The 25,510-nt window shown below is 69.9% G+C and carries 24 protein-coding genes; 14 read left to right on the top strand and 10 right to left on the bottom strand.

Features of this window, described 5'->3' with window-relative positions; genetic code table 11:
* Window positions 1-76: 76 nt before the first annotated feature.
* The 10 genes from OG787_RS20065 (at window position 77) to OG787_RS20020 (ending at window position 8,440) form a co-directional block, all read left to right on the top strand.
* Window positions 77-997 carry a Rossmann-like and DUF2520 domain-containing protein gene (locus OG787_RS20065; RefSeq protein ID WP_235475889.1) on the top strand — a complete coding sequence of 307 codons (921 nt, stop codon included), beginning with the start codon at window positions 77-79 and terminating at the stop codon, window positions 995-997.
* Window positions 994-2,028 (top strand): pantoate--beta-alanine ligase, encoded by a 1,035-nt coding sequence (gene panC / locus OG787_RS20060; RefSeq protein ID WP_405535921.1) that lies wholly within the window; start codon window positions 994-996, stop codon window positions 2,026-2,028. The genes OG787_RS20065 and panC overlap by 4 nt, the downstream gene beginning before the upstream one ends.
* The gene (locus tag OG787_RS20055) at window positions 2,025-3,779 is read left to right on the top strand and encodes an L-aspartate oxidase (protein ID WP_405535920.1); all 1,755 of its coding nucleotides are present in this window, start codon (window positions 2,025-2,027) and stop codon (window positions 3,777-3,779) included. The genes panC and OG787_RS20055 overlap by 4 nt, the downstream gene beginning before the upstream one ends.
* A gap of 5 nt (window positions 3,780-3,784) precedes the next feature.
* Entirely contained in the window at window positions 3,785-4,762 is a 978-nt protein-coding gene (gene nadC, locus OG787_RS20050; RefSeq protein ID WP_369034063.1) for a carboxylating nicotinate-nucleotide diphosphorylase, read from the top strand.
* Between the two features lie 10 nt (window positions 4,763-4,772).
* On the top strand, window positions 4,773-5,570 hold the full coding sequence (locus tag OG787_RS20045; RefSeq protein ID WP_105970850.1) for a type III pantothenate kinase: 798 nt from the start codon (window positions 4,773-4,775) through the stop codon (window positions 5,568-5,570).
* 311 nt (window positions 5,571-5,881) lie between these two features.
* Complete coding sequence (locus OG787_RS20040) at window positions 5,882-6,523, top strand: hypothetical protein (protein ID WP_369034103.1); 642 nt, start codon at window positions 5,882-5,884, stop codon at window positions 6,521-6,523.
* 75 nt (window positions 6,524-6,598) lie between these two features.
* On the top strand, window positions 6,599-6,781 hold the full coding sequence (locus OG787_RS20035) for a hypothetical protein (protein WP_235475885.1): 183 nt from the start codon (window positions 6,599-6,601) through the stop codon (window positions 6,779-6,781).
* 102 nt (window positions 6,782-6,883) lie between these two features.
* A complete protein-coding gene (locus OG787_RS20030) occupies window positions 6,884-7,321 on the top strand; it encodes a BlaI/MecI/CopY family transcriptional regulator (protein ID WP_405535919.1) in 438 nt (145 codons plus the stop codon).
* 9 nt (window positions 7,322-7,330) lie between these two features.
* Window positions 7,331-7,864, top strand: coding sequence for an amino-acid N-acetyltransferase (locus OG787_RS20025; RefSeq protein WP_235475884.1), 534 nt, complete (start codon window positions 7,331-7,333; stop codon window positions 7,862-7,864).
* A 240-nt stretch (window positions 7,865-8,104) separates the two neighbouring features.
* Window positions 8,105-8,440, top strand: a complete 336-nt coding sequence (locus tag OG787_RS20020) for an Lsr2 family protein (RefSeq protein WP_235475883.1) — start codon at window positions 8,105-8,107, stop codon at window positions 8,438-8,440.
* Here OG787_RS20020 and OG787_RS20015 read toward each other — a convergent pair.
* Window positions 8,419-9,090 (bottom strand): SCO3374 family protein, encoded by a 672-nt coding sequence (locus OG787_RS20015; RefSeq protein ID WP_405535918.1) that lies wholly within the window; start codon window positions 9,088-9,090, stop codon window positions 8,419-8,421. The two genes, OG787_RS20020 and OG787_RS20015, sit on opposite strands and share 22 nt — an antisense overlap.
* A gap of 440 nt (window positions 9,091-9,530) precedes the next feature.
* On the opposite strand from OG787_RS20015, the gene OG787_RS20010 reads away from it, so the two are divergent.
* Complete coding sequence (locus OG787_RS20010; RefSeq protein WP_235475881.1) at window positions 9,531-12,056, top strand: ATP-dependent Clp protease ATP-binding subunit; 2,526 nt, start codon at window positions 9,531-9,533, stop codon at window positions 12,054-12,056.
* 60 nt (window positions 12,057-12,116) lie between these two features.
* On the opposite strand, the gene OG787_RS20005 is transcribed toward OG787_RS20010, so the two are convergent.
* Complete coding sequence (locus OG787_RS20005; protein WP_369034060.1) at window positions 12,117-12,752, bottom strand: HAD family acid phosphatase; 636 nt, start codon at window positions 12,750-12,752, stop codon at window positions 12,117-12,119.
* 471 nt (window positions 12,753-13,223) lie between these two features.
* On the opposite strand from OG787_RS20005, the gene OG787_RS20000 reads away from it, so the two are divergent.
* Window positions 13,224-13,799 (top strand): M23 family metallopeptidase, encoded by a 576-nt coding sequence (locus OG787_RS20000; protein ID WP_369034059.1) that lies wholly within the window; start codon window positions 13,224-13,226, stop codon window positions 13,797-13,799.
* A 22-nt stretch (window positions 13,800-13,821) separates the two neighbouring features.
* On the opposite strand, the gene OG787_RS19995 is transcribed toward OG787_RS20000, so the two are convergent.
* On the bottom strand, window positions 13,822-14,406 hold the full coding sequence (locus OG787_RS19995; RefSeq protein WP_369034058.1) for a TetR/AcrR family transcriptional regulator: 585 nt from the start codon (window positions 14,404-14,406) through the stop codon (window positions 13,822-13,824).
* A gap of 151 nt (window positions 14,407-14,557) precedes the next feature.
* Between OG787_RS19995 and OG787_RS19990 the strand changes: the two genes are divergently transcribed.
* Entirely contained in the window at window positions 14,558-16,171 is a 1,614-nt protein-coding gene (locus OG787_RS19990; protein ID WP_369034057.1) for an MDR family MFS transporter, read from the top strand.
* 291 nt (window positions 16,172-16,462) lie between these two features.
* Here the strand turns inward: OG787_RS19990 and cseC are convergent, their stop codons facing one another.
* The 5 genes from cseC to OG787_RS19965 all read right to left on the bottom strand — a co-directional run bounded on the left by cseC (window position 16,463) and on the right by OG787_RS19965 (window position 21,141).
* Entirely contained in the window at window positions 16,463-17,824 is a 1,362-nt protein-coding gene (cseC, locus tag OG787_RS19985) for a two-component system sensor histidine kinase CseC (RefSeq protein WP_369034056.1), read from the bottom strand.
* A gap of 8 nt (window positions 17,825-17,832) precedes the next feature.
* Window positions 17,833-18,540 carry a two-component system response regulator CseB gene (gene cseB, locus OG787_RS19980; RefSeq protein ID WP_235475875.1) on the bottom strand — a complete coding sequence of 236 codons (708 nt, stop codon included), beginning with the start codon at window positions 18,538-18,540 and terminating at the stop codon, window positions 17,833-17,835.
* Between the two features lie 55 nt (window positions 18,541-18,595).
* Window positions 18,596-19,207 carry a hypothetical protein gene (locus tag OG787_RS19975; RefSeq protein WP_405535917.1) on the bottom strand — a complete coding sequence of 204 codons (612 nt, stop codon included), beginning with the start codon at window positions 19,205-19,207 and terminating at the stop codon, window positions 18,596-18,598.
* Between the two features lie 203 nt (window positions 19,208-19,410).
* Window positions 19,411-19,953: a SigE family RNA polymerase sigma factor gene (locus OG787_RS19970; RefSeq protein WP_369034054.1), complete on the bottom strand. Its 543-nt coding sequence runs from the start codon at window positions 19,951-19,953 to the stop codon at window positions 19,411-19,413.
* Window positions 19,954-20,223: 270 nt separating this feature from the next.
* Window positions 20,224-21,141, bottom strand: coding sequence for an A/G-specific adenine glycosylase (locus tag OG787_RS19965; protein WP_369034053.1), 918 nt, complete (start codon window positions 21,139-21,141; stop codon window positions 20,224-20,226).
* A 599-nt stretch (window positions 21,142-21,740) separates the two neighbouring features.
* On the opposite strand from OG787_RS19965, the gene OG787_RS19960 reads away from it, so the two are divergent.
* Window positions 21,741-22,598: a hypothetical protein gene (locus OG787_RS19960; RefSeq protein ID WP_405535916.1), complete on the top strand. Its 858-nt coding sequence runs from the start codon at window positions 21,741-21,743 to the stop codon at window positions 22,596-22,598.
* Between the two features lie 69 nt (window positions 22,599-22,667).
* Here the strand turns inward: OG787_RS19960 and disA are convergent, their stop codons facing one another.
* Both disA and radA read right to left on the bottom strand, forming a co-directional pair.
* Entirely contained in the window at window positions 22,668-23,792 is a 1,125-nt protein-coding gene (gene disA, locus OG787_RS19955) for a DNA integrity scanning diadenylate cyclase DisA (RefSeq protein WP_235475871.1), read from the bottom strand.
* An 81-nt stretch (window positions 23,793-23,873) separates the two neighbouring features.
* On the bottom strand, window positions 23,874-25,283 hold the full coding sequence (gene radA, locus OG787_RS19950) for a DNA repair protein RadA (protein WP_405535915.1): 1,410 nt from the start codon (window positions 25,281-25,283) through the stop codon (window positions 23,874-23,876).
* Window positions 25,284-25,510: the final 227 nt, after the last annotated feature.

Below are 25,510 nucleotides of genomic sequence, written 5' to 3'. Positions count from 1 at the left end.
GCGTTAACATGACGAGAAATCGTCCGGTACATCGTCCGGTACCCCGAGCGGACTGGAACGGGAAGGCCGCCGTCGAGTGAGTACATTCCAACAGCCAGACCCCAGGGACCGCCCCGCACGGCTCACCGTCGGCGTCGTCGGCGCCGGACGCGTGGGCCCCGCACTGGCCGCGTCCCTGCAACTCGCCGGGCACCGTCCGGTGGCCGTCTCCGGGGTCTCCGACGCCTCCGTCCGCCGCGCCGCGCAGCTCCTCCCGGACGTGCCCGTCGTCTCGCCCGCCCAGGTCATGGAGCGCGCCGACCTGGTCCTGCTGACCGTCCCGGACGACGCCCTGCCCGGCCTCGTCGAGGGCCTCGCCGAGACCGGTGCCGTACGGCCGGGACAGCTCCTCGTGCACACCTCCGGGCGGTACGGCGCGAAGGTCCTGGACCCCGCCCTGCGGGCCGGCGCGCTGCCGCTGGCCCTGCACCCCGTCATGACCTTCACCGGCACTCCCGTGGACGTCCAGCGGCTCGCCGGGTGCTCTTTCGGGGTCACCGCGCGCCCCGAACTGCGGCTGGCCGCCGAGGCCCTCGTCATCGAGATGGGCGGCGAGCCCGAATGGATCGCCGAGGAGAGCCGCCCGCTCTACCACGCGGCCCTCGCCCTGGGCGCCAACCACCTGGTCACCCTGGTCGCCGAGTCCATGGAACTGCTGCGCACGGCCGGTGTCGAAGCCCCCGACCGGATGCTCGGCCCGCTCCTCGGGGCCGCCCTGGACAACGCGCTGCGCTCCGGGGACGCGGCACTCACCGGGCCCGTCGCGCGCGGGGACGCCGGTACGGTCGCCGCGCATGTCGCCGAGCTGCGCAAGCACTCCCCGCAGAGCGTCGCCGCCTATCTGGCGATGGCCCGCGCGACCGCCGACCGTGCCCTCGCCCACGGCCTCCTCAAGCCGGAGCTGGCCGAGGACCTTCTCGGAGTGCTCGGCAACGGCACCGAGGGAGGCGCCCGATGACCCGCTTGCTTCGCACGGCGGCCGAACTGAACGCCCGCGCGTCAGAGCGCATCCCCGACAAGGACGAGGCCACGCAGCACGCACGCACGCGTGCCGTCGTGATGACCATGGGCGCCCTGCACGAGGGCCACGCCACCCTCGTCCGTACCGCGCGCGAGATCGCCGGCGCCGACGGCGAGGTCGTCGTCACCGTCTTCGTGAACCCCCTCCAGTTCGGCCAGGGCGAGGACCTCGACCGCTACCCGCGCACCCTCGACGCCGACGTGAAACTCGCCGAACAGGCGGGCGCGGACGCCGTGTTCGCCCCCTCCGTGGACGAGGTCTACCCGGGCGGCGAACCCCAGGTGCGGATCAGCGCGGGCCCCATGGGGGAGCGGCTCGAAGGGGCCACCCGCCCCGGGCACTTCGACGGCGTCCTCACCGTCGTCGGCAAGCTGCTCCACCTCACCCGGCCCGACGTGGCCTTCTTCGGGCAGAAGGACGCCCAGCAGCTCGCCATGATCCGCCGGATGGTCCGCGACCTGAACTTCGGCGTGGAGATCGTCGGCGTACCCACCGTGCGCGAGGCCGACGGCCTGGCCCTGTCCAGCCGCAACCGCTACCTCTCTACCGAGGAACGGCGTACGGCGCTCGCGCTCTCCCAGGCCCTGTTCGCCGGCAGCGACCGGCACGCCGCCCAGGAGGCGCTGCGCGCGCGGGCCCGCGAAGTGCCCGCCACGCACGCGCGTGCCCAGGCCCTCAGCGCCATCGGCGAGTCCCGGGCCGCCGCCGACGCGCACGCCGTCGCCAAGGTCCCCGGCGGCGGTCCCGCCGCCGTCCGGGCCGCCGCCCGCCTCCTCCTGGACGACGCGGCCCGCCTCAAGCCCCCACTGGCCCTCGACTACCTCGCCCTGGTCGACCCCGCCGACTTCACCGAGATCCCGGACGACTTCACGGGCGAAGCCGTCCTCGCCGTCGCAGCCAAGGTCGGGACGACCCGGCTGATCGACAACATCCCTCTCACTTTCGGAACCCCCGGAGCCGCCTCGTGAGCACCACAGGCCCCACCCCCGGTACCGCCACCGGCATACGGCTGCACGCCCCCGCCCCCGGCTGGGCCCTGACTGCGGACGTCGTGGTCGTCGGCTCCGGCGTCGCCGGGCTCACCGCGGCCCTGCGCTGCGACGCGGCCGGCCTCAGGACGGTCGTCGTCACCAAGGCCCGCCTCGACGACGGCTCCACCCGCTGGGCCCAGGGCGGCATCGCGGCGGCCCTGGGGGAGGGCGACACCCCCGAACAGCACCTGGACGACACACTGGTCGCCGGCGCGGGCCTGTGCGACGAGGAGGCCGTACGGATCCTCGTCACGGAGGGCCCGGACGCCGTACGACGGCTCATCGAGACCGGCGCCCACTTCGACGAGTCCTCCGAAGGAGGACTGGAGCTGACCCGCGAGGGCGGCCACCACCGGCGCCGGATAGCGCACGCGGGCGGCGACGCGACCGGCGCGGAGATCTCCCGCGCCCTCGTCGAGGCCGTCCGCGCGCGGGGCATGCGCACAGTCGAGAACGCGCTCGTCCTGGACCTTCTGACGGACGCCGACGGCCGTACGGCCGGGGTGACCCTGCACGTCATGGGAGAGGGCCAGCACGACGGCGTCGGGGCCGTCCACGCGCCCGCCGTGGTCCTCGCCACCGGCGGCATGGGCCAGGTCTTCTCGGCGACCACCAACCCGTCCGTGTCGACGGGAGACGGCGTCGCCCTCGCCCTCCGCGCGGGCGCCGAGGTCAGCGACCTCGAGTTCGTCCAGTTCCACCCCACGGTGCTCTTCCTGGGCGCCGACGCCGAGGGCCAGCAGCCGCTCGTCTCCGAAGCGGTACGCGGCGAGGGCGCCCATCTCGTCGACGCCGACGGCGTGCGCTTCATGACCGGCCAGCACGATCTCGGCGAACTCGCGCCCCGCGACATCGTCGCCAAGGGCATCATGCGCCGCATGCAGGAACTGGGCGCCGAACACATGTTCCTGGACGCCCGGCACTTCGGCGCCGACATGTGGGAGCACCGCTTCCCGACGATCCTCGCCTCCTGCCGTGCCCACGGCATCGACCCGGTCACCGAGCCCGTCCCGGTCGCCCCCGCCGCCCACTACGCCTCCGGCGGCGTCCGCACCGACTCCCGGGGCCGTACGACCGTCCCCGGCCTGTACGCGTGCGGCGAGGTCGCCTGCACCGGCGTCCACGGCGCCAACCGGCTCGCCTCCAACTCGCTCCTGGAGGGCCTGGTCTACGCCGAGCGCATCGTCGCCGACATCACCGCGAGCCACGCCGGAGACGGCCTCCACGCGCGCGTGCCCGCCCCCGTCCCGCACCCCGAGAAGCCCGCGCACCCGCTCCTCGACCCCGAGACCCGCTTCACGATCCAGCGCATCATGACCGAGGGCGCCGGCGTCCTGCGCTCCGCCGCCTCCCTGGACACCGCCGCCGAGGCCCTCCAGCGACTGCACGCCGCCGCCCGCGGCGCCCTCGACGAGAACGGCAAGACCGCCGAGCCCGGCGTCGACACCTGGGAGGCCACCAACCTCCTGTGCGTGGCCCGCGTCCTGGTCGCCGCCGCCCGCCTGCGCGAGGAGACCCGCGGCTGCCACTGGCGCGAGGACCACGCCGAGCGCGACGACACCACCTGGCACCGCCACATCGTCGTACGGCTGAATCCCGACCGGACGCTGGCCGTACACACCACCGACACCGCAGACTTCCCCCCGACCCGGCCGCATCAGCCGGAGCACCGTCCCCAGGAGCAGTGACAGACGTGAGCACCCCCGACCTTCCCCTCGCCCAGAGCGGCGGCTGCGGCGACGGCTGCGCCTGTGGCGCCGACACCGACGACGTCTACCTGGAGTGCGGCCTCGACCCCGCGCTCGCCGCCCTCCTCGCCGACGCCGGCCTCGACCCCCTTGAGGTCGAGGACATCGCCAACGTCGCCATCCAGGAGGACCTCGACCACGGCGTCGACGTCACGACCGTCGCGACCATCCCCGAGGAGGCCCGCGCCACGGCCGACTTCACCGCCCGGGAGGGAGGGGTGGTCGCAGGCCTGAGGATCGCCGAGGCGGTCGTCTCCGTGGTCTGCACCGACGAGTTCGAGGTCGAGCGACACGTCGAGGACGGCGACCGGGTGGAGGCGGGCCAGAAGCTCCTGTCGGTCACCACCCGCACCCGTGACCTGTTGACGGCCGAGCGCAGCGCGCTCAACCTCCTGTGCCGCCTGTCCGGCATCGCGACCGCCACGCGCGCGTGGGCGGACGTCCTGGAGGGCACCAAGGCCAAGGTCCGCGACACCCGCAAGACCACTCCCGGTCTGCGCGCCCTGGAGAAGTACGCGGTCCGCTGCGGCGGCGGCGTCAACCACCGCATGTCCCTGTCGGACGCGGCCCTCGTCAAGGACAACCACGTGGTCGCCGCCGGCGGCGTCTCCCAGGCCTTCAAGGCTGTACGGGACGCCTTCCCGGATGTACCGATCGAGGTCGAGGTCGACACCCTGCACCAGCTGCGCGAGGTCGTCGACGCGGGCGCGGACCTGATCCTGCTGGACAACTTCACTCCGGGTGAGTGCGACGAGGCGGTCGCTGTCGTCGACGGCCGCGCCGTCCTGGAGGTCTCGGGCCGCCTGATCCTCAAGAACGCCAAGGAATACGCCGACACCGGCGTCGACTTCCTCGCGGTCGGCGCCCTCACCCACTCCTCGCCGATCCTCGACATCGGTCTCGACCTGCGAGCGGCGGAGTAGGTACAAGGCCATGCTGCTGACCATCGACGTGGGAAACACGCACACCGTCCTCGGGCTCTTCGACGGCGACGAGATCGTCGAGCACTGGCGCATCTCCACGGACGCGCGCCGCACCGCCGACGAACTCGCGGTCCTCCTCCAGGGCCTCATGGGCATGCACCCCCTCCTCGGCGACGAGCTGGGCGACGGCATCGACGGGATCGCCATCTGCGCGACCGTGCCGTCGGTGCTGCACGAGCTGCGTGAGGTGACGCGGCGGTACTACGGCGATGTGCCGGCGGTGCTGGTCGAACCCGGCGTGAAGACGGGCGTACCGATCCTCACCGACAACCCCAAGGAGGTCGGCGCGGACCGCATCATCAACGCGGTCGCGGCGGTCGAGCTGTACGGGGGTCCCGCGATCGTCGTCGACTTCGGTACGGCGACCACGTTCGACGCGGTGTCCGCGCGCGGGGAGTACGTGGGCGGGGTTATCGCCCCCGGGATCGAGATCTCGGTCGAGGCGCTGGGTGTGAAGGGCGCCCAGCTCCGCAAGATCGAGGTGGCTCGGCCCCGGGCGGTGATCGGCAAGAACACGGTCGAGGCGATGCAGGCGGGGATCATCTACGGGTTCGCGGGTCAGGTGGACGGCGTGGTGACCCGGATGGCGAAGGAGCTGGCGGAGGACCCGGACGACGTGACGGTGATCGCCACGGGTGGGCTGGCGCCGATGGTGCTGGGCGAGGCCTCGGTGATCGACGAGCACGAGCCGTGGCTGACGCTGATCGGGCTGCGACTGGTGTACGAGCGGAATGTGTCCCGTATGTAGTTCTCGCCCCCGCCGCCCCTACCCATTCCCGTCCCCTGGGGGCTGCGCCCCCAGACCCCTGCTACGGCCCTGAACGGGCCTTGTCCTCAAACGCCGGACGGGCTGGTTTGTCAGCCCGTCCGGCGTTTGAGGACAAGGGGGTTCGGGGGCGTAGCCCCCGAGGATGGGACGGGTAGGGGCGGCGGGGGCGAGAACACTTGCGCACGGCCAGCCGGGTGGCTTCCTGGGCCACGCCCCCTTTCCAATGCCGAGTTTGTCTGATTAGCGCGTATCGTCGCCGCATGCCCACGCCATTCGGATCTCGCGGCGGCATGGCGTTCGGTGCGGAGGAGCTGCGTGTGCTCCGCCGTGCTCTCGCCCTCGCCCTCCACCCCGGCCCCGCCTCCGCGGAGGATGTCAAGGACTGTCTCCGGCTTGCCGAGTCCGTCGACGAGGCGGCGCGTGAGGGAGCCAGGCTGCGCGCCTTCCTCGTGGCCGACCTCGCCCGCTACCGAGCCGCCCTCCCCGGCACCGCCGCCGGCTACCTCACGCTCCTGGAGGAGGCCCTGGGCGCCGGGTACCGCCCGGACCCGGACGACCTCGCCGCCCTCCGGGCCCTGCGGGGCAACCCGGTCGCCGCCGCCCTCCTGGACCGCTGTCTGCGGCACGCGGAACGGAACGTACGGGCCCGGCTCGGCGCCAGGGTGTCCGGCCGGGCGCCCGTCACGCCGACGGTGCCCGCCTCCCGTACCCGGCTCCTGGCCCTGCCCGGCGGCCTCGCCGCCCAGGATCCCGGCAGGAAGCCCGGCGAGAAGCCCGTGGAGAAGAAGCCCGGCGAGCGTCCCGCCCCGGCGCCCCGGCCCGCGCCCGACGCCCCCAAGCCCGGCCGCCCCATCCCCACCCCTGGTGAGGTCTTCCCGCGCCGCAAGCCGACCCCGCCCGCGAATCCCCCGCAACAGCTCGCCGCGGGTTGAGTCGAACGGAGTACGACCCACAAAGGCCCGGGCCCCCCGCCCGGGCCTTTCGGCTGCCCTGGCTACTCTGGTCGCATGGACTACGTCTCCGCGCTCGTACCCCCGGTAGTGATGGCCGCGCTCTTCATCGGTGTGATCGTGACGATGGTGAAGAGTCAGGGCGGTGCCAACAAGGCCAAGGAGGACGCCGTCGTGGACGCCACCCTCGCCCGGGCCGAGCAGACCCGGCAGGCCGGACAGGATCACACCACTTTGTAGGGGTTTGAGCAGGTAAGCGCACGTCCTTCGCGCTATTCACCCTTTCTCCCACTACTGTGCTGAGTTGTGCCTCGCCCATTGGGAGAACTCGAAGACGCGGTCATGACGCGGGTGTGGAAGTGGAACCGCCCGGTCACCGTTCGAGAAGTCCTGGAAGACCTTCAGCAGGAACGGTCCATCGCGTACACCACGGTGATGACCGTTTTGGACAATCTCCATCAGAAGGGCTGGGTCCGTCGAGAGGCGGAAGGCCGGGCCTATCGATATGAGGCGGTCTCCACCCGAGCCGCCTACGCGGCCGCGCTGATGAACGACGCGTGGTCGCAGAGCGACAACCCCGCCGCCGCTCTCGTCGCCTTCTTCGGCATGATGAGCGAAGAACAGCGGCTGGCCCTCAGGGATGCCGTTCGCATCGCCCAAGGGCCGGAACAGGCGGAACAGGTCGAACAGCCCGGGCAGCCGGAAGCCGCGGAACATACCGCCGACGAGAAGCCCGCCTACGAGAACCCCGCCTCGGCCGAGGACCCCACCGGGCGATAGCGTCCGCTCATGTCAGCGATGCGTCCCGAAGTCACAGCGAAAGCCATCACCGTCCGGCGGGCCAGGACCAGCGATGTCCAGGCCGTACGCGGACTCCTTGACTCGTTCGTCCGGGGCCGTATCCTGCTCGACAAAGCGACGGTGACGCTTTACGAGGACATCCAGGAGTTCTGGGTCGCGGAACGCGACGACAACGGCGAGGTCGTGGGGTGCGGCGCACTCCATGTGATGTGGGAAGACCTCGCCGAAGTCCGTACTCTCGCGGTGAACCCGGACCTGAAGGGTTCCGGTGTCGGGCATCAGTTGCTGGAGAAGTTGCTACAGACCGCCCGCTGGCTCGGCGTTCGACGCGTTTTCTGTCTGACCTTTGAAGTGGACTTCTTCGGGAAGCACGGCTTCGTGGAGATCGGTGAGACGCCTGTTGACACCGATGTCTACGCCGAGCTACTGCGTTCCTATGACGAGGGCGTCGCGGAGTTCCTCGGTCTCGAACGAGTGAAACCGAACACCTTGGGCAACAGTCGGATGCTTCTGCATCTGTGATCGGGCATCGGTGATCGGGCACCGGCAATTCCTGTGAGCCGCCTGCCCAGGTTCCCTATGTCCGAAACGCGTACGTTTCCGGTCGAGGGAAGGGCCGTCGGTCTCTCCCGGGGGTTTGTGTTTTTCCGGCAAAAGCGGTTTGCTTTCCGACGTACTGCAGTACTGCATATAACAGGGGATGCGAAACAGCGGCGCACGCCGTGGGCATCGGCTCCCACGTTATCGATGAAAGGAAATCCGGTGGCACAGAAGGTTCAGGTCCTTCTTGTCGACGACCTCGACGGCGGCGAGGCGGACGAGACCGTGACGTTCGCGTTGGACGGCAAGACGTTCGAGATCGATCTCACGACTGCCAATGCTGACAAGCTTCGCGGTCTTCTCGAGCCCTACGTCAAGGGCGGCCGCCGTACTGGAGGCCGTGCTTCGGGTGGGCGTGGAAAGGCGCGTGTCGCTTCCGGCGGCAGCCAGGACACCGCGCAGATCCGTGCTTGGGCGAAGGAGAACGGTTACGAGGTCAACGACCGTGGCCGTGTTCCCGCGTCCATTCGCGAGGCTTACGAGAAGGCCAACGGCTGAGCGCACGCGCGCCGCAGTCGGACGCGATGGCATTGAGTCGCCAGCGTGTCCACCAGCCGTACGAGATCGGGGGCGCCTCCGACGCCCCCCAGGGCCGACATCGTCGGCAGCGGGACCGCCGTCCCGCACCCTGTTTCAGGGGGCCGCAGCCAGACAGCGGCCCCCTGCGGATTTGTCCGGCCCTGAGCGATGCCCTGAGAGCCGGGAGAGCTGCCCGCCGCCGGGGCGGGGGAACCGGGCGGCCCGGGCACCCCGGGCGGTCTCGGCGGCAAGGGGGCCTCGATGTGGCCGCCCGCGCCGATCGCCCTCAGGTCCGGTGTGAGCCCGCCCCACTCCAGCCAGTCCAGCAGCCCCGGCAACTCGTCCGCGCTGCCCGCGGCCACCAGCAGCAGCATCCGGTTCCCGTGCAGGGCCACCGGGGAAGCCGGCGCCCGCACCTGCCCCCGGTGCCGCAGCGCCGCGAAGCCCGCCTCGGCCGGCACGTCGAGCACGTCGAAGCTCCGGCCCACGACCAGCCGTACCGGAACGCCCCCGGATCCGGAACCGGGCACTGTCGCCCACCCCAGTTCGTTCTCGTACCAGTGCAGGACATCGCTCGTGATGTCGCCCGGGTCGAGAGGGCGGCGAGGAAGGGGGACAGTGGGAACCATGCGAAGCCAACCGCTGCGAAGGGCCGCGAGTTACGCTGGGTGCCCTTGCGGGCGCGCGGAGTTCCGATTTCGGGGATGCGCGGAGCAGTTCGGCGGCGCAAGGTTGTTCGCCCGTAGCGGAGGGAACCGGTGCATCCGGCATGGAGTGTCGGTCCGTACGGGTAAGACATCCCTAGTGGGAGGGGGCGACACGCAGAAAAGGCCGTCTCACGTTCGCCATCGGCGTACTGATAGTGAGGGTAACTGCCTGGCCTGCGGGAACATCGTCTCGCACGATCGGGTTGGAGCATATGTCGGCGTTCGGGGTCAGGAGGCTGTGTTGGTTCTCGGTCCGGTGTCGGCAGTTGGAATGAGCGGTCCCCGCTTGCGGGACTAAGCTGCGGAAGGACAGGGAGGGGAGCGTCCCCTTACTGCCTGACCGCTCTGAGGAGCGATTAACGATGTTCGAGAGGTTCACCGACCGCGCGCGGCGGGTTGTCGTCCTGGCTCAGGAAGAAGCCCGGATGCTCAACCACAACTACATCGGCACCGAGCACATCCTCCTGGGCCTGATCCACGAGGGTGAGGGTGTCGCCGCAAAGGCCCTGGAGAGCCTCGGCATTTCGCTTGAGGCGGTCCGCCAGCAGGTTGAGGAGATCATCGGACAGGGCCAGCAGGCGCCGTCCGGTCACATCCCCTTCACTCCCCGTGCCAAGAAGGTCCTGGAGCTGTCGCTCCGCGAGGCCCTTCAGCTGGGCCACAACTACATCGGCACTGAGCACATCCTGCTCGGCCTGATCCGTGAGGGCGAGGGCGTCGCCGCCCAGGTCCTGGTCAAGCTGGGCGCAGATCTCAACCGGGTGCGGCAGCAGGTCATCCAGCTGCTCTCCGGTTACCAGGGCAAGGAGACCGCCACCGCCGGCGGCCCCGCGGAGGGCACCCCCTCGACGTCCCTGGTCCTCGACCAGTTCGGCCGGAACCTCACCCAGGCCGCTCGTGAGTCCAAGCTCGACCCGGTCATCGGGCGCGAGAAGGAGATCGAGCGGGTCATGCAGGTGCTGTCCCGGCGTACGAAGAACAACCCGGTCCTGATCGGTGAGCCCGGCGTCGGCAAGACCGCCGTCGTCGAGGGTCTCGCCCAGGCCATCGTCAAGGGCGAGGTGCCCGAGACCCTCAAGGACAAGCACCTCTACACCCTGGACCTCGGCGCGCTGGTCGCCGGCTCCCGCTACCGCGGTGACTTCGAGGAGCGCCTGAAGAAGGTCCTCAAGGAGATCCGCACCCGCGGCGACATCATCCTGTTCATCGACGAGCTGCACACGCTCGTGGGTGCGGGTGCCGCCGAGGGCGCCATCGACGCCGCTTCGATCCTGAAGCCGATGCTGGCCCGCGGTGAGCTCCAGACCATCGGTGCCACCACGCTCGACGAGTACCGCAAGCACCTCGAGAAGGACGCGGCCCTCGAGCGCCGCTTCCAGCCGATCCAGGTGGCGGAGCCTTCCCTCCCCCACACGATCGAGATCCTCAAGGGCCTGCGCGACCGGTACGAGGCGCACCACCGCGTCTCGATCACCGACGAGGCCCTGGTGCAGGCGGCGACGCTCGCCGACCGGTACATCTCGGACCGGTTCCTGCCCGACAAGGCGATCGACCTCATCGACGAGGCCGGTTCCCGGATGCGCATCCGCCGGATGACCGCTCCGCCGGACCTGCGCGAGTTCGACGAGAAGATCGCCGGTGTGCGCCGGGACAAGGAGTCCGCGATCGACTCGCAGGACTTCGAGAAGGCCGCCTCTCTCCGTGACAAGGAGAAGCAGCTCCTCGCCGCGAAGGCCAAGCGGGAGAAGGAGTGGAAGGCCGGCGACATGGACGTCGTCGCCGAGGTCGACGGCGAGCTGATCGCCGAGGTCCTCGCGACCGCCACCGGCATCCCGGTCTTCAAGCTGACCGAGGAGGAGTCGAGCCGCCTGCTGCGCATGGAGGACGAGCTCCACAAGCGGGTCATCGGCCAGAAGGACGCCGTCAAGGCGCTCTCCAAGGCGATCCGCCGTACGCGTGCCGGTCTGAAGGACCCGAAGCGCCCCGGTGGTTCGTTCATCTTCGCCGGCCCGTCCGGTGTCGGTAAGACCGAGCTGTCCAAGGCCCTCGCCGAGTTCCTCTTCGGTGACGAGGACGCGCTGATCTCCCTCGACATGTCGGAGTTCAGCGAGAAGCACACGGTGTCGCGGCTCTTCGGTTCGCCCCCCGGTTACGTGGGCTACGAAGAGGGCGGCCAGCTGACCGAGAAGGTCCGCCGCAAGCCGTTCTCCGTCGTCCTCTTCGACGAGGTCGAGAAGGCCCACCCGGACATCTTCAACTCGCTGCTCCAGATCCTGGAGGACGGTCGCCTGACCGACTCCCAGGGCCGGGTCGTGGACTTCAAGAACACGGTCATCATCATGACGACCAACCTCGGCACGCGGGACATCTCCAAGGGCTTCAACCTGGGCTTCGCGGCCTCCGGTGACAAGAAGTCCAACTACGAGCGCATGAAGAACAAGGTCTCGGACGAGCTAAAGCAGCACTTCCGGCCCGAGTTCCTCAACCGCGTCGACGACGTGGTCGTCTTCCCGCAGCTCACGCAGGACGACATCCTCCAGATCGTCGACCTGATGGTCGGCAAGGTGGACGAGCGCCTGAAGGACCGGGACATGGGCATCGAGCTGTCCCAGGCCGCCAAGGAGCTGCTGTCCAAGAAGGGTTACGACCCTGTCCTGGGCGCCCGCCCGCTGCGTCGCACGATCCAGCGCGAGATCGAGGACACGCTCTCGGAGAAGATCCTCTTCGGCGAGCTGCGCCCCGGTCACATCGTGGTCGTCGACACGGAGGGCGAGGGTGAGGCGGCGACCTTCACCTTCCGCGGCGAGGAGAAGTCGGCACTGCCCGACGTCCCGCCGATCGAGCAGGCGGCCGGCGGTGCCGGGCCGAACCTGAGCAAGGAGGCGTAAGCCTCACTCCGTAAGGGGGCCGGTGCCTGTCAAGGCACCGGCCCCCTTACGTATGTCCGTTTACGACAGCTGGCCGTCGTAGTCCGGGAGCTTGTACGTCTTCTCGGCGTGGCCGCCCGACAGGTCGGTGGCGCTGTTGCCGATGTTGGCGATGATCGTGTAGCCCTTCGACTCGATGTCGACGCGCTGCGCGGTCTTGTAGTCGGCCACGTTCTTGAAGAGGTCGATCAGATTGCGGACGTACAGCCCGGTGACGTCGTAGCCGACGTACGTGAGGTTGTACTTCGTCAGGGCCTTGATGATGTCCGGGCGCGCAGTGACGAAGAACAGGGCGACGCCGTGCTCCTGGGCGTACTGGGCCACCTTCAGCACGGGTGCGTTGGCCGGCGACGGGTAGCTGAAGCCGAAGTCGGTCTCCAGGGTGGTGTTGTCGATGTCGAAGACGATCGCCGGCTTCTCGCCCGTGGAGGCGGCGGCGATGCGCTGCTTCAGATAGGGCAGTGCCTGGTCCATCACGGCCTGGCAGTCCGCCTGCCAGGTGGCGTAGTCGACGTCCGCGGCGGCTGTCACGGCCGTGGTGGACGCGGTGGTCGCGGCCTGGGCGGTACCGGGGCCGACCAGGGTCACCGCGGCGACAGCCGCGACCGCGGTCAGGCCGATACGGCGCGTCCAGGGCGTCCAGGAGCCTCTTGTCATCGGGATGGGGGTCCTCTCACGTAGGTCCGTGCGGTGCCAGGGCCTGTAGATGTCAGGGGCATGCTTGCGGGAGTGAGTGGCGCGGGTGGGAAGGGAACATTACTCACGGGTAGCGGCGAGATGCCAGTAGTCGGAGGGGGTTTGTTCGGCTCGCGGTCGGGGTGGCGTGGGTCCCATTGCGCGCGTCACAGTCGCCGCCCTCCGGCCCTGTGGGCCGGTGACATGATGCACAGGCGAAATGTCCGTTACTAGGGCGATTAGTGGGTGACGGGGTGGTTGGAGGATGGTTTGCGCGGTGCGGCGGCTTGGGGTGCTTTGTCAATAAGTAGGTAAATTTGCGTTGAACTACTACCTTGTGCCGTAGAGCAGGGGTTTGGGGATGGGTGGGGGGCGGGGGTACCAAGGGGTTTCCCATCCGGCGAGGTCGCCTGTGCCGGGTGGTTTTCCTGTCCCCGTCCCCATGAGGTTTCGATGCTCAAGCGCGCCACCGCCCGTGTTTCCCGTATCTCCGTTCTGGCCGCAGGGCTCGCGGCGTCGGTCGTGCTGGGCACGGCCGGGATCGCGGCCGCCGCCGACACCGGTACGACGGCGAGTGCCGTCCAGGTCCAGGCCGCCGCCAAGAAGGCCGCCTCCTGGGTGGACCCGGTCAAGAAGTACACGCTCAGCGCCAGCTTCAACCAGGCCGGCAACATGTGGTCGTCCAAGCACTCCGGCCAGGACTTCGCCGTGCCGAGCGGTACGAAGGTCTTCGCCGCGCACGGCGGCACCGTCGTCAAGGCCGGCGGCAACGGCGCCGGTGACGGGTCGGCGTACGGCAACGCCATCGTGATCAAGCACGGCAACGGCACGTACTCGCAGTACGCCCATCTGTCGAAGATCAACGTGAAGGTCGGCCAGGTCGTGGCCACCGGGCAGCGCATCGCCCTGTCGGGCAACACGGGCAACTCCAGCGGCCCGCACCTGCACTTCGAGATCCGTACGACCGCGAACTACGGCTCCGCCGTGGACCCGGTGGCGTTTCTGCGGGCCAAGGGCGTGACTGTCTGACGGAGGGCTGGGGGGCCGTGATCTACGGCTGTTCCGTGCCCTCGTGGGCCTGGGTGACCAGGCCGATCGCCACCTCCAGGACCGCCTTGCGCTTCTCGTCCGCGTCGCCCGCGAGGTCCTGGAGGACGAACATCCCGGCGTGCAGCGTGAACATCGCGCTGATGCAGCGGACCTGGTCGACCAGGGCGGCGTCCGGATCGATGATGATCTCCCGCATGCCGAGCATCCGCGTCTTGAACGTGTCGCCGATGCTCAGGTCCCGTACCGTCGCCTGGTTCTCCTGCATGAAGCGGAAGAGCGGCGCCGCCTTGCCGAGCGCCTCGCTGTAGCGGCGGACGATCTCCTGCTTGGTGTCGAGGGTGTGCGGTTGCTGCCTGCCCCACTCGATCAGGTCCTCGATCGGCTTCGTCAGGTCCTCGAACAGGCTGACGATGATCTCTTCCTTGGTCTTGAAGTGGTAGTAGAGCGCCGCCTTCGTGACATCGAGGCGTTCGGCGATCTCCCGCAGCGAGGTCTTCTCGTAGCCCTGTTCGGCGAAGAGTTCGAGCGCCACGTCCTGGATGCGCTGGCGGGTGTCCCCGCGGCGGCGCTGCTTGGTGCGGTCCATTGCTCGTACTCCTGCTTCTGAATGCCCTGGTGGGCGCCCTTGGGGTAAAACTTACTTGACGCCCGGCTAGTTAGAGGTCTAGCTTCCCCAGTGTAGTCAACTTGCCGGGCGGCAAGTAAGTAGGAGTACGTGGGGGAGTGGGTCGGAGACGATGGCGGACACACAGGTGGCAGAGGACCGGCCGGACGGGGCCGACGTGCGGGGCGAGCAGGGCAAGCAGCCGCGGAGTGTGCGGGTGGTGTTGCTCGCGCTCATGATCGCGATGATGCTCGCGATGCTGGACAACATGATCATCGGTACGGCGATGCCGACGATCGTCGGTGAACTGGGCGGGCTCGAACACCTGTCGTGGGTCGTGACGGCCTACACGCTCGCGACCGCCGCCTCCACCCCGATCTGGGGCAAGCTCGGCGACATGTACGGGCGCAAGGGCGTCTTCATGACGTCGATCGTGCTCTTCCTGATCGGGTCGGCGCTCAGCGGTATGGCCCAGGACATGGGGCAGCTGATCGGCTTCCGGGCCGTCCAGGGGCTCGGCGCCGGTGGTCTGATGGTCGGGGTCATGGCGATCATCGGGGACCTGATTCCGCCGCGTGAGCGCGGCAAGTACCAGGGCATGATGGCCGGCGTGATGGCGCTCGCCATGATCGGCGGACCGCTGGTCGGCGGAGCGCTGACGGACCACTTGGGCTGGCGCTGGTCGTTCTACATCAACCTGCCGCTGGGCGTGGTCGCGCTCGTCGCCATCAGCGCGGTGCTGCATCTGCCGAAGAAGCGGGCGCAGACGCGGATCGACTATCCGGGTGCGGCGCTGCTGACCGTCGGCATTACGGCGATCGTTCTGGTGACCACCTGGGGCGGTACGGAGTACGCGTGGGGCTCCGCCAGGATCATGGAGCTGATCGGGATCGGCGTCGCCTCGCTCGTCGGGTTCGTGTTCTGGCAGACCAAGGCCGCCGAGCCGATCATGCCGCTGCACATATTCCGCAGCCGCAACTTCTCGCTGATGTCGGTCATCGGCTTCGTCACCGGGTTCGTGATGTTCGGTGCGGTGCTGTTCCTGCCGCTGTACCAGCAGTCCGTGCAGGGTGCGTCCGCGACCAACTCGGGGCTGCTGCTGCTTCCGATGCTCGGCGCGATGATGGTCGTGTCGATGATCGCCGGGCGGGTGACCACGAGCAGTGGCAGGTACAAGGTGTTCCCGGTGGTCGGCAGTGTGCTGATGATCGTGGGGCTGTTCCTGCTCGCACAGATGGACACCGGGACCTCGCGGGTCACGTCCGGTGTGTACATGGCGATCGTGGGTGCCGGTATGGGCTGTCTGATGCAGATCACCATGCTGGTGGCGCAGAACAGCGTCGAGATGAAGGACATGGGTGTCGCGTCCTCCGGGGCCACGCTGTTCCGGACGCTCGGGGCGTCGTTCGGGGTCGCGATCATGGGGGCGCTGTTCAACAGCCGTGTCCAGGACGTGATGACCGAGCGGGCCGGGGCGCTGGGGTCCAAGGTGACCGAGCAGTCGGCTCAGCTGGATGCGGCGAGCCTGGCGAAGTTGCCGGCGGCGGCGCGGGAGGCGTACCAGTACGCGGTGTCTTCCGGGACGCACTCGGCGTTCCTGCTGGGGGCCTCGGTGGCGGTCGTCGCGCTGGTGGCGGCGGTGTTCGTGAAGGAGGTTCCGTTGAAGGGGGCGGGGCCTGAGAAGAGGGACGGGGACGAGGGTTCTCGTCCGGGGGCAGCCAAGGGGGCTGTGGCTGAGGTGGTGTGAGGTTCGCCCCCGCCGCCCTTACCCGTTCCCATCCCTCAGGGGCTGCCGCCCCCGAACCCCCGCTACGGCCCTGAAAGGGGCCTCGTCCTCAAACGCCGGACGGGCTGAGTCAGTCAGCCCGTCCGGCGTTTGAGGACGAGCGCGTTCAGCGCGACTTCCCACCCACCCGACGACCGCCACCACCCTCCAGCCCGTCCGGCGTTTGAGGACAAGGCCCCTTCAGGCCGAAAGGGGGGTCTGGGGTCGGCAGCCCCCCAGGGATGGGACGGGTAGGGGCGGCGGGGGCGAAACTCAGGGCTTCGGGCGGGGCATCATCGGGTAGCTGCCCGTGTTGGTCGGGGCGTGTTCCGGGAGCCACAGGACCGCTACCGCGCCCTCTGCGGGGACGTCCTCCGGGGCGCCCGGGGGGCGTATGTTGCGGAACGTGAGGCGGGCGCCCAGGACGCGGGCCTGGCCCGCGGCGATCGTGAGGCCGAGGCCGTGGCCGTGGCCCGAGCGGTCGCTGCTTCCCGTGCGGAAGCGGCTCGGGCCGTCCGCCAGCAGGTCCTCCGGGAAGCCCGCACCGTGGTCACGGACGCGGATGACCCGGCCCTCCACCGACACCTCTATCGGCGCCTTGCCGTGGCGCGCCGCGTTGGCCAAGAGGTTGAACAGCACCCGCTCCAGCCGACGCGGATCCGTCGTGACCTCCGACTCGTGCACCACATGTACGGCGATCTCCGGGTCCTTCGCGATCACCCGCCGCGCCACGAACTCACCCAGCATGATGTCCTGCAACTCCGCCCGCTCCGACGCCCCGTCGAGCCGGGCCACCTCCAGGACGTCCTCGACCAGCGTGCGCATCGCCTTCGCCCGGTCCAGGACCAGCTCCGTCGGCCGGCCGGGAGGGAGGAGTTCGGCCGCTGTCAGCAGTCCCGTCACCGGCGTACGCAGCTCGTGCGCGATGTCCGCCGTGACCCGCCGTTCCGCCTCCAGGCGCTGCTGAAGCGTGTCCGCCATCGCGTCCACCGCCCGGGCGAGGTCGTCGGTCTCGTCCCGTACGACACCGCCGATGGCGTCCCGTACCCGTACGTCCGTCTCGCCTCTGGCGACCTGGTTCGCTGCCGCCGCCGCTTTCCTCAGCCGCCGCGACAACTGGGCGCCGATGAGCACCCCGAGCGCGCTGCCGCCGAGGACGACCGCGATCGAGCCGATGATCAGCGCCTGGTCGAGGTCGGCCATGATGTCCGTGCTGCGGTCGGTGAACCCGGTGTGCAGCGACATGATGTGGCCGTCCTTGAGCGGTACGGCCGCCCAGATGTCCGGCACCCCGTCCGGCCGGTCGGTCACATAGGTCGCCCGGCGGCCCTCCGCCGCCTTCTCCCGCAGCTCCCGCGGCAGGTTCGGGTCGTCGACCTTGATGCCGGGGAAGTTGGGCCGCCCCGACAGGTTGTAGTTGCTCTGCCCGATCAGGACGCGCTCGTCCGCGAGATCGCGCGCGCTGTCCAGCATCGAGACCCGGGCCGCGTTGTGCACGACCAGACTGAGGGTCACCGCCACGAGCGCGCCGACCAGCGCGATGGCGGCGCTCAGCTTCCATCGAAGCCCCGTGTGGATCCCCGTAAGGCCTGTGATGCCCCTGAGGCCCTTGATCCTGGTTCCTCTTGCGCCCATGGGTCCGCTCAGGCCTTCAACTTGTAGCCGAAGCCGCGGACCGTCTCGATCCGGTCCTGGCCGATCTTCGTACGCAGCCGCTGCACATGGACGTCGACGACGCGGGTGTCCCCGCCCCAGCCGTAGTCCCACACGCGTTCGAGGAGCTTGTCGCGGGAGAGGACCGTGCCCGGCGCGGACGAGAACTCCAGCAGCAGCCGCATCTCGGTGGGCGTCAGGGCCACCGGCCGGCCCTCCTTGCGGACCTCCATGCCCTCGGTGTCGATCTCCAGGTCACCGAAGACGAGGACTCCGCCGGTCACGGGCGCCCCACCCTCCGCGCCCGCCGCGTTCGGGCCGCTCGCGTGACCGAAGCGGCGCAGCACCGCGCGGATCCGGGCGACCAGGACGGCACCGTCGAACGGCTTCGTGACGTAGTCGTCGGCGCCCGCCTCCAGGCCAAGGACCACGTCGATCGAGTCGGCGCGCGCCGACAGCATGATCACCGGCACGGTGGACTCGTCGCGGATACGGCGGCACAGGCTGACCCCGTCGAGGCCCGGGACCATGACGTCCAGCAGGGCGATGTCGGGGCGGTCCGCGCGGAACGCCGCCAGGCCCGACAGCCCGTCGGGCATGGCGGTGACCGCGAAGCCGTCCCGCTCCAGGGCGAGTTGGGTGGCCTCGCGGATGACGTCGTCGTCCTCGACGAAGAGGACGTGGGTCTGGTCTGCCATCCCGGTGCTCTCAGTTCTCGTCTTGTGCGTCTTGTGCGTCAGGTCGTGTGTCGGGTCAGTTGGAGTCCGTCGTCGGTGCGGTGTCGCCGTCGACCGCGCTGCTGTACTCGTTGTGCGTGCGGTACTCCAGGGTGAAGCGGCCCGCCGTCCACCGGTAGGTGATCACATTCTCGCCCGACGGGCTCGTCACCGGGTCGTCCTTCTTGTACACCTGTTTGGTGACCACCAGGTCGCCCCGGTCTATCTCCGCGTAGACGGGGGACTCCTCGGCCCGGAAGACGTTCCGGTAGCCGGTGCCGCTGCCCGCCTCGCGGTACACGTACGAACCGACGCCCACGGCATCGCTGCACGTCATGACATTGACGACGACGTCGTCCGAGGCCCCGTCGGTCAGATCGCCGTACGACACGTCGACCGGGTACTCGTCCCCGACGCACGGCTTCAGCGCACGCTTGACCGAGGTCGCGACCCCCGGGTCGTCCATGACGAGCCTGACCCCGTCCACGTCGTCCGTCGTGGCGTACGCGGAGGGCGAGGGCGTGGGGTTCAGCTTGCCCGCGACGGCGTCGGCGCCGGCCGGGCCCTCGTCACGGGCGCCGGTGCCGCCGGTGGCGCAGGCGGTGACGAAAAGGGCGAGGGCGGCGAGCACGGCCGTCGCCGTGATCACCGCCTGAAAAGCCCGCCGGGCAGGAGCGGACGGAGCCGGGTGCACGAGCAGCCCCGAGCCGTGCCCCTGCCACCCCCGTGAGCCCGCACCCGGATCGGGACCGCTACCCGGACCCGGACCTGAGGATGGGTCCGCGCCCGAATCCGTCCCTGCCCCTGTCCGGGGCTGTGCCCGTGGGACCCCGGGACCGGTCGCCCCTGTGCCTAGGCCGCGCAACGCTCCCGCTCCTCATGCTCCAGCGCGCGTGCGTCCAGATCGCGGGCCTCCAGCTCCTCCCGGAGCCGGGCGAGCGCCCGGTGCAGCGTGCTCTTGACCGTTCCGGCCGACATGCCGAGGGCGGCGGCCGTCTCCTCCGTGGACATCTGCTCCCAGTGTCGCAGCACGACGACACTGCGCTGCTTGGGTGCGAGCACCTTCATGACGTCCATCAGGAGGGCGCGGTCCGCGTGCTGTTCGGTGGAGTCGTCCACGCACGCGTCCGGAAGCTGCTCGGTGGGCACTTCCTCCAGCTTGCGTGCCCGCCACCACTCGGTCCGGGTGTTGATCATCACCCGGCGGAGGTAGGCGTCCGCGAGCCGCTTGTCCGCTATGCCGTCCCAGCGGCCGTACGTCCGTACGAGCGCCGTCTGTAGCAGGTCCTGGGCGTCGACGGGGTCGGGGACCAGTCGACGGGCGCTGCGCAACAGCGCGTCCTGCCGTGTGCGGACGTACTCCTCGAATTCGAGCACCTCGCCCTGCTGCGTCATGTCCAACCGCCTCCGATCCCCGTTTCCGACCCGCCTGCCGGCCGGCTTTCACTGCCCTGTGGTCTGTACAGGGATGAAGCTACGGAGGGGTTGTCACGGAGCTGTCCGAGCCAGCCTGCGGGGAGCGCGCGGCTGTCCGTCGGTTGTGTAACGGAAGTAGGGAAGGGGTAAGCGGGAGGGGTAATTGGTGGTGTTGTGGGGTGATTTGAGGGGTGGGGGAGGAGTGTTTGACGCGTTACGGAAGGCCGAGTCTGTGTCCCGGGATGTGTCTCAGCTGTGCGGCAGGCGGTACAGCCCGCCCGGCAGGGGCTCGACCAGACCGTCCGAGACGAGGCCGTCCAGAGCCCGCGCGCGCTGCACCGGCTCGTGCCACACCCGGTCGAGTGCCGCCTGCGGTACGGGGGTGTGGGCCTCGCGGAGTACGGCGAGCAGCTTGCCGCGCACCTGGCGGTCCGTGCCCGCGTACGTCTGACCGCGACGGGCCGGCCCCTCGTGCTCGGGCTTCCCGGCGAGCCGCCAGGCGCACTGGGCGGCGATCGGACAGCGGTGGCAGGTCTCGTTCCTGGCCGTGCAGACGAGCGCGCCGAGTTCCATGGAGGCCGCGGCCCAGCGGGCGGCCGTCCGCTCGTCGTCCGGCAACAGGGCGCGGGCGAGCTTGCGTTCGGCGGCGGTGGTGGCGTTAGGGGGGTACTGGACGCCGGTGACGGCGCGGGCGAAGACACGGCGGACGTTCGTGTCCAGCACGGCGTGCCGCTGGCCGTAGGCGAAGGACGCGACGGCGGCGGCGGTGTACTCGCCGATGCCGGGCAGGGCGAGCAGCTGGGAGTGGTCGGTGGGTACGTCGCCGCCGTGGCGTTCGGTTATGGCGACCGCGGCGCCGTGCAGGCGCAGGGCACGGCGGGGGTAGCCGAGGCGGCCCCAGGCGCGGACGGCTTCGCCGGGGGCGTCCTTGGCGAGGTCGGCGGGGCGGGGCCATTGGGCGAGCCACTGCTCGTAGACGGGCAGTACGCGGCTGACGGGGGTCTGCTGGAGCATGAACTCGCTGACCATCACGCCCCAGGGGCCGGCGTCGGGGCGGCGCCAGGGGAGGTCTCGGGCGTGCTCGTCGAACCAGTCGATGACGGGGGAGTGGAGGTCGGTGGCGGGGGTGTCGGCGTCGCGGTGCGGGGGTTTCGTGGGCGCAGTCATGGCGGGTTCGATCCTGCCATGTGGGGGTGCGGGGGTGTGCGATGCGGTGCGGTGCGGTGCGGACGGGGTTGTTTTCGCCCCCGCCGCCCCTACCCGTTCCCATCACCGGGGGGCTGCGCCCCCAGACCCCCCTCCCTTTGTCCTCAAACGCCGGACGGGCTGACTGCGTCTCCCGGGGGATAACCCCCGGACCCCCAGCAGAAAAGCGGGTTGGCCGAGGTGACCGGCGCGGAGGCTGCAAGGCGAACCCCGGCACCCCAGCCCGTCCGGCATTCGAGGACGAGGCCGACCTCAGGCACCCCCAGCCTGTCCGGCATTCGAGGACGAGGCCGACCTCAGGCACCCCCAGCCTGTCCGGCATTCGAGGACGAGGCCGACCTCAGGCACCCCCAGCCTGTCCGGCGTTTGAGGACGAGGCCGTTCAGGCCGAAGCGGGGGTCTGGGGGCGGCAGCCCCCAGGGATGGGACGGGTAGGGGCGGCGGGGGCGTGAACTGGCTCGGCATTCGGAGGAGTTCGCCGGGATGATGATCCGGAAAAGTTGTGGGCCCGGCGGCGGGTGGGGCGAGTGCACGGTCCGATCTCTCGTACAGTTTGCGCCGTGGGATCTATGCGCAATCCGGTCGGGCCGCTTCCCTCCTCCATCTACTGGCGACGGAGGGCCGTTCTGCTGTCTGTGCTCGCCCTGTTGACGCTGCTGGTCGTCTGGGTCGTCGCCTCCGGCGGCGGAGGCGGGAACAAGAGCACGGACGGCGCCAACGGCAAGAACCCCGTGCAGACGATCACCCCGGGCCCGTCAGGTTCGGGCCCCGCGATCAGTCAAGCCCCGGGCGGACGCGACGAGTCGGGGAGCACGGACACCGGCGGCTCAAGCTCCAGCTCCGGTTCCGGTTCTGCTTCCGGAGGCTCAACTGGTTCGGGCGGATCGGAAGGTTCGGCCGGCTCCGGTGGCAGCAGCGGGTCCGCCGGGACAGGCGGCGGCACCGGCACGGACGACGGCGTCAACGGCAGCGTAGGCAGCGGCGACACCCTTCCGGCCGGTTCCACCCTGCCCAACTGCACCCCCGGCATCGTCCAGTTGAGCCTGCGCAGCGTCCAGAACTCGTACGCGCCCGACGAGACGCCCACCTTCCAGCTGGTCGCCAAGAACTCCTCCGCCAACGACTGCAAGATCGACCTCGGCCCGGAGTCGGCCGTGGTGACGATCACGCAGGCGAGCAGCGACGACGACATCTGGTCCTCGGACGACTGCCCCAAGGACACGTCAGGTCTGCTGTTCCGGGTCTCGGCCGGCGACAGCATCACGTACACCTTCGAGTGGGACCGCAAGGCGAGCGCCCCCGAGTGCGCCACACCGGGGGCGGGGACAGCGACGGCGACGGCCGGCACCTACCTGGTCGAGGCACAGGCCCAGGGGTTCACCAAGGCCCAGACGTCCTTCGTACTCGACAACGACTGAACGACTTGGAGGACTGGAGGACTGGAGGACTGAGCAAGTCCCCCCGGGACTCTCTCCGGCCCCCCCCACCTACACGTACCGCTCCAGGATCGACGACTCCGCCAGCCGCGACAGGCCCTCCCGCACGCTCCGCGCCCTCGCCTCGCCGACCCCGTCCACCGTCTGGAGGTCGTCGACGCTCGCCGCCAGCAGCTTCTGGAGGCCGCCGAAGTGTTCCACCAGGCGGTCGATGATCGCGCCGGGCAGGCGCGGCACCTTCGCCAGGAGGCGGAAGCCGCGGGGGGAGACCGCCGAGTCGAGGGTCTCGGGTGAGCCCGTGTAGCCCAGGGCCTTGGCCACCGTGGAGAGTTCGAGGAGTTCGGCGTGGCTCAGCGCGTCGAGTTCCGCGAGCGCCTCGTCGACCGTGCGGGAGCGTTTGGCGGTCGGCTCAGGGACGTAGTCCCGGACCACCAGCTCGCGTTCCGGCTCCACGCCCGCGATCAACTCGTCCAGCTGGAGGGCCAGGAGGCGTCCGTCGGTGCCCAACTCGAGTACGTACTCGGCGATCTCCGTCGCGATGAGGCGGACCATCTCCAGGCGCTGGACGACCGCGGAGACGTCCCGGACCGTCACCAGGTCCTCGATCTCCAGCGCGGAGAGCGTGCCCGCGACCTCGTCCAGGCGGAGCTTGTAGCGCTCCAGGGTCGCCAGGGCCTGGTTCGCGCGGGACAGGATCGCGGCCGAGTCCTCCAGGACACGGCGCTGGCCGTCCACGTACAGCGCGATCAGGCGCATGGACTGGGAGACCGAGACGACCGAGAAGCCGACTTGTTTCGACACTCGGTCGGCGGTGCGGTGCCTGGTGCCCGTCTCCTCGGTGGGGATCGTCGGGTCGGGGACCAGCTGGACGCCGGCCCGCAGGATCTTGGACAGGTCCGACGAGACCACGATGCCGCCGTCGAGCTTGCACAGCTCGCGCAGCCGGGTCGCCGAGAACTCGACGTCCAGGACGAAACCGCCCGTGCACATCGCCTCGACGGTCTTGTCGGAGCCGAGCACGATGAGTCCGCCGGTGTTGCCGCGGAGAATCCGTTCAAGCCCGTCGCGCAGCGCCGTGCCAGGTGCCACGGCGCTCAGTGAGGCGCGCATCAGGCCATCGGCACCGGAGCTCCCACCGGACTTTCCGGGAGCTGCTGCCCGGTCGTTGGCTGCCACTGCACTCCTCCGGTCGCAGGTTCTGGGGTGCTCCCGTTTCGCACTCTGGGTTCGTACGCACGGGCGAGACCTGGGCAAAGTCTACCGGCGGTCCTCCTCCTCCCGTGGGGCCTCTCGCCTACGCGACCTCGGGAGCACCCGGAGAGCATCCCCCATGTCGGCGACTTCGATGACCTTCATACCGGCGGGGATCTTGCCGGGGTCCGACGGAACGAGGGCGTGGGTGAAGCCCAGACGGTGGGCCTCGGCCAGTCGGCGCTGGACCCCCGTCACCCTTCTGACCTCGCCCGCGAGGCCCACTTCGCCGATCGCGACCAGGTTTTTGGGCAACGGGGTGTCGCTCGCGGCGGAGGCCAGCGCGAGGGCGATCGCGAGGTCCGCGGCGGGCTCGGAGAGCTTCACTCCGCCCACTGTGGCCGAATAGATGTCCCGCTTTCCGAGCGCGCTGATCCTGCCCCGTTGTTCGAGAACCGCGAGCATCATCGAGACCCGGGACGTCTCCAGGCCTGAGGTCGTGCGGCGGGGGGACGGGATCTGCGAGTCGACCGTCAGCGCCTGGACCTCGGCCACGAGCGGGCGGCGGCCCTCCAGGGTGACGGTCAGACAGGTGCCCGGCACCGGCTCGGCGCGCCGAGTCAGGAACAGGCCGCTCGGGTCGGCGAGGCCCGTGATGCCCTCGTCGTGCAGCTCGAAGCAGCCGACCTCGTCCGTCGTGCCGTAGCGGTTCTTGACGCCCCGGACGAGACGCAGGCGCGCGTGGCGGTCGCCCTCGAAGGACAGGACCACGTCCACCAGGTGCTCCAGGAGGCGTGGTCCGGCGATCGCGCCGTCCTTGGTGACATGGCCCACCAGGAGCGTGGACATGCCGCGCTCCTTGGAGGCCCGGATCAGCGCCCCGGCGACCTCACGGACCTGCGCCATACCGCCCGCGGCGCCGTCGATCTCGGGCGAGGCGACGGTCTGGACGGAGTCGAGGATCAGGAGGGACGGCTTCACGGCGTCCAGGTGGCCCAGGACGGCCGCGAGGTCCGTCTCGGCGGCGAGGTACAGGTGGTCGTCGATCGCCTTGATGCGGTCGGCGCGCAGCCGGACCTGGCTCGCGGACTCCTCACCCGTGATGTAGAGCGTGCGGTGCTCGTCGCTCGCCGACTTCGCCGCCACGTCGAGGAGGAGGGTCGACTTGCCGACGCCCGGTTCACCGGCCAGCAGGACCACGGCCCCCGGGACCAGTCCGCCGCCGAGCACGCGGTCGAACTCGGGTACGCCGGTGGAGCGGGCGGTGGCCTGGCGGCCGTCGACCTGGCCGATGGGGAGCGCGGAAGTGGTGACACGGCCCGGTGCCGTCGTACGGACCGCGGGCGCGCCGTACTCCTCGACCGTCCCCCACGCCTGGCACTCGGAGCAGCGGCCGAGCCACTTGACCGTCTGCCAGCCACACTCGGTGCAGCGGTAGGACGGTCGGTCCTTCGCGGTCTTCGTACGGGCAGCCATGGGACGAACCGTATCCGGCACCACTGACACCGCGGCCCCGGGTCACTGGTACCGGCCTCTCCCCGCCGTCGGCGACCGGTGCCGGAACGTGCGCCCCCGGCGTGAATCGGCCACGTCACATCGCGAACGAGCCACGGAATCCGGGGTTCCTGTCCCCTATTGAGGGATCGTTTCACCCGTACGGATTAAATGTGCTCAAGGTGGGAGAAGGGGTCGTCGTAAGACGC

The organism is Streptomyces sp. NBC_00075 (assembly GCF_045041225.1).
Lineage (GTDB): Bacteria > Actinomycetota > Actinomycetes > Streptomycetales > Streptomycetaceae > Streptomyces > Streptomyces adonidis.
The sequence above is the reverse complement of the archived record's forward strand: the minus strand, read 5'-3'. Positions and strand labels throughout refer to the sequence as shown.

Bases quoted from the DNA above. Each gene is read 5' to 3' on its own strand.
- OG787_RS19995 (WP_369034058.1), bottom strand. From the start codon at position 14,406: ATGGACCGCACCAAGCAGCGCCGCCGCGGGGACACCCGCCAGCGCATC.
- radA (WP_405535915.1), bottom strand. From the start codon at position 25,283: ATGGCTGCCCGTACGAAGACCGCGAAGGACCGACCGTCCTACCGCTGC.
- OG787_RS19990 (WP_369034057.1), top strand. From the start codon at position 14,558: ATGGCGGACACACAGGTGGCAGAGGACCGGCCGGACGGGGCCGACGTG.
- panC (WP_405535921.1), top strand. From the start codon at position 994: ATGACCCGCTTGCTTCGCACGGCGGCCGAACTGAACGCCCGCGCGTCA.
- OG787_RS19970 (WP_369034054.1), bottom strand. From the start codon at position 19,953: ATGACGCAGCAGGGCGAGGTGCTCGAATTCGAGGAGTACGTCCGCACA.
- OG787_RS20035 (WP_235475885.1), top strand. From the start codon at position 6,599: ATGGACTACGTCTCCGCGCTCGTACCCCCGGTAGTGATGGCCGCGCTC.
- OG787_RS20025 (WP_235475884.1), top strand. From the start codon at position 7,331: ATGTCAGCGATGCGTCCCGAAGTCACAGCGAAAGCCATCACCGTCCGG.
- OG787_RS20045 (WP_105970850.1), top strand. From the start codon at position 4,773: ATGCTGCTGACCATCGACGTGGGAAACACGCACACCGTCCTCGGGCTC.
- OG787_RS20005 (WP_369034060.1), bottom strand. From the start codon at position 12,752: ATGACAAGAGGCTCCTGGACGCCCTGGACGCGCCGTATCGGCCTGACC.
- cseB (WP_235475875.1), bottom strand. From the start codon at position 18,540: ATGGCAGACCAGACCCACGTCCTCTTCGTCGAGGACGACGACGTCATC.
- OG787_RS20015 (WP_405535918.1), bottom strand. From the start codon at position 9,090: ATGGTTCCCACTGTCCCCCTTCCTCGCCGCCCTCTCGACCCGGGCGAC.
- OG787_RS20040 (WP_369034103.1), top strand. From the start codon at position 5,882: ATGGCGTTCGGTGCGGAGGAGCTGCGTGTGCTCCGCCGTGCTCTCGCC.
- cseC (WP_369034056.1), bottom strand. From the start codon at position 17,824: ATGGGCGCAAGAGGAACCAGGATCAAGGGCCTCAGGGGCATCACAGGC.
- OG787_RS20010 (WP_235475881.1), top strand. From the start codon at position 9,531: ATGTTCGAGAGGTTCACCGACCGCGCGCGGCGGGTTGTCGTCCTGGCT.
- OG787_RS19965 (WP_369034053.1), bottom strand. From the start codon at position 21,141: ATGACTGCGCCCACGAAACCCCCGCACCGCGACGCCGACACCCCCGCC.
- OG787_RS20030 (WP_405535919.1), top strand. From the start codon at position 6,884: ATGACGCGGGTGTGGAAGTGGAACCGCCCGGTCACCGTTCGAGAAGTC.
- OG787_RS20000 (WP_369034059.1), top strand. From the start codon at position 13,224: ATGCTCAAGCGCGCCACCGCCCGTGTTTCCCGTATCTCCGTTCTGGCC.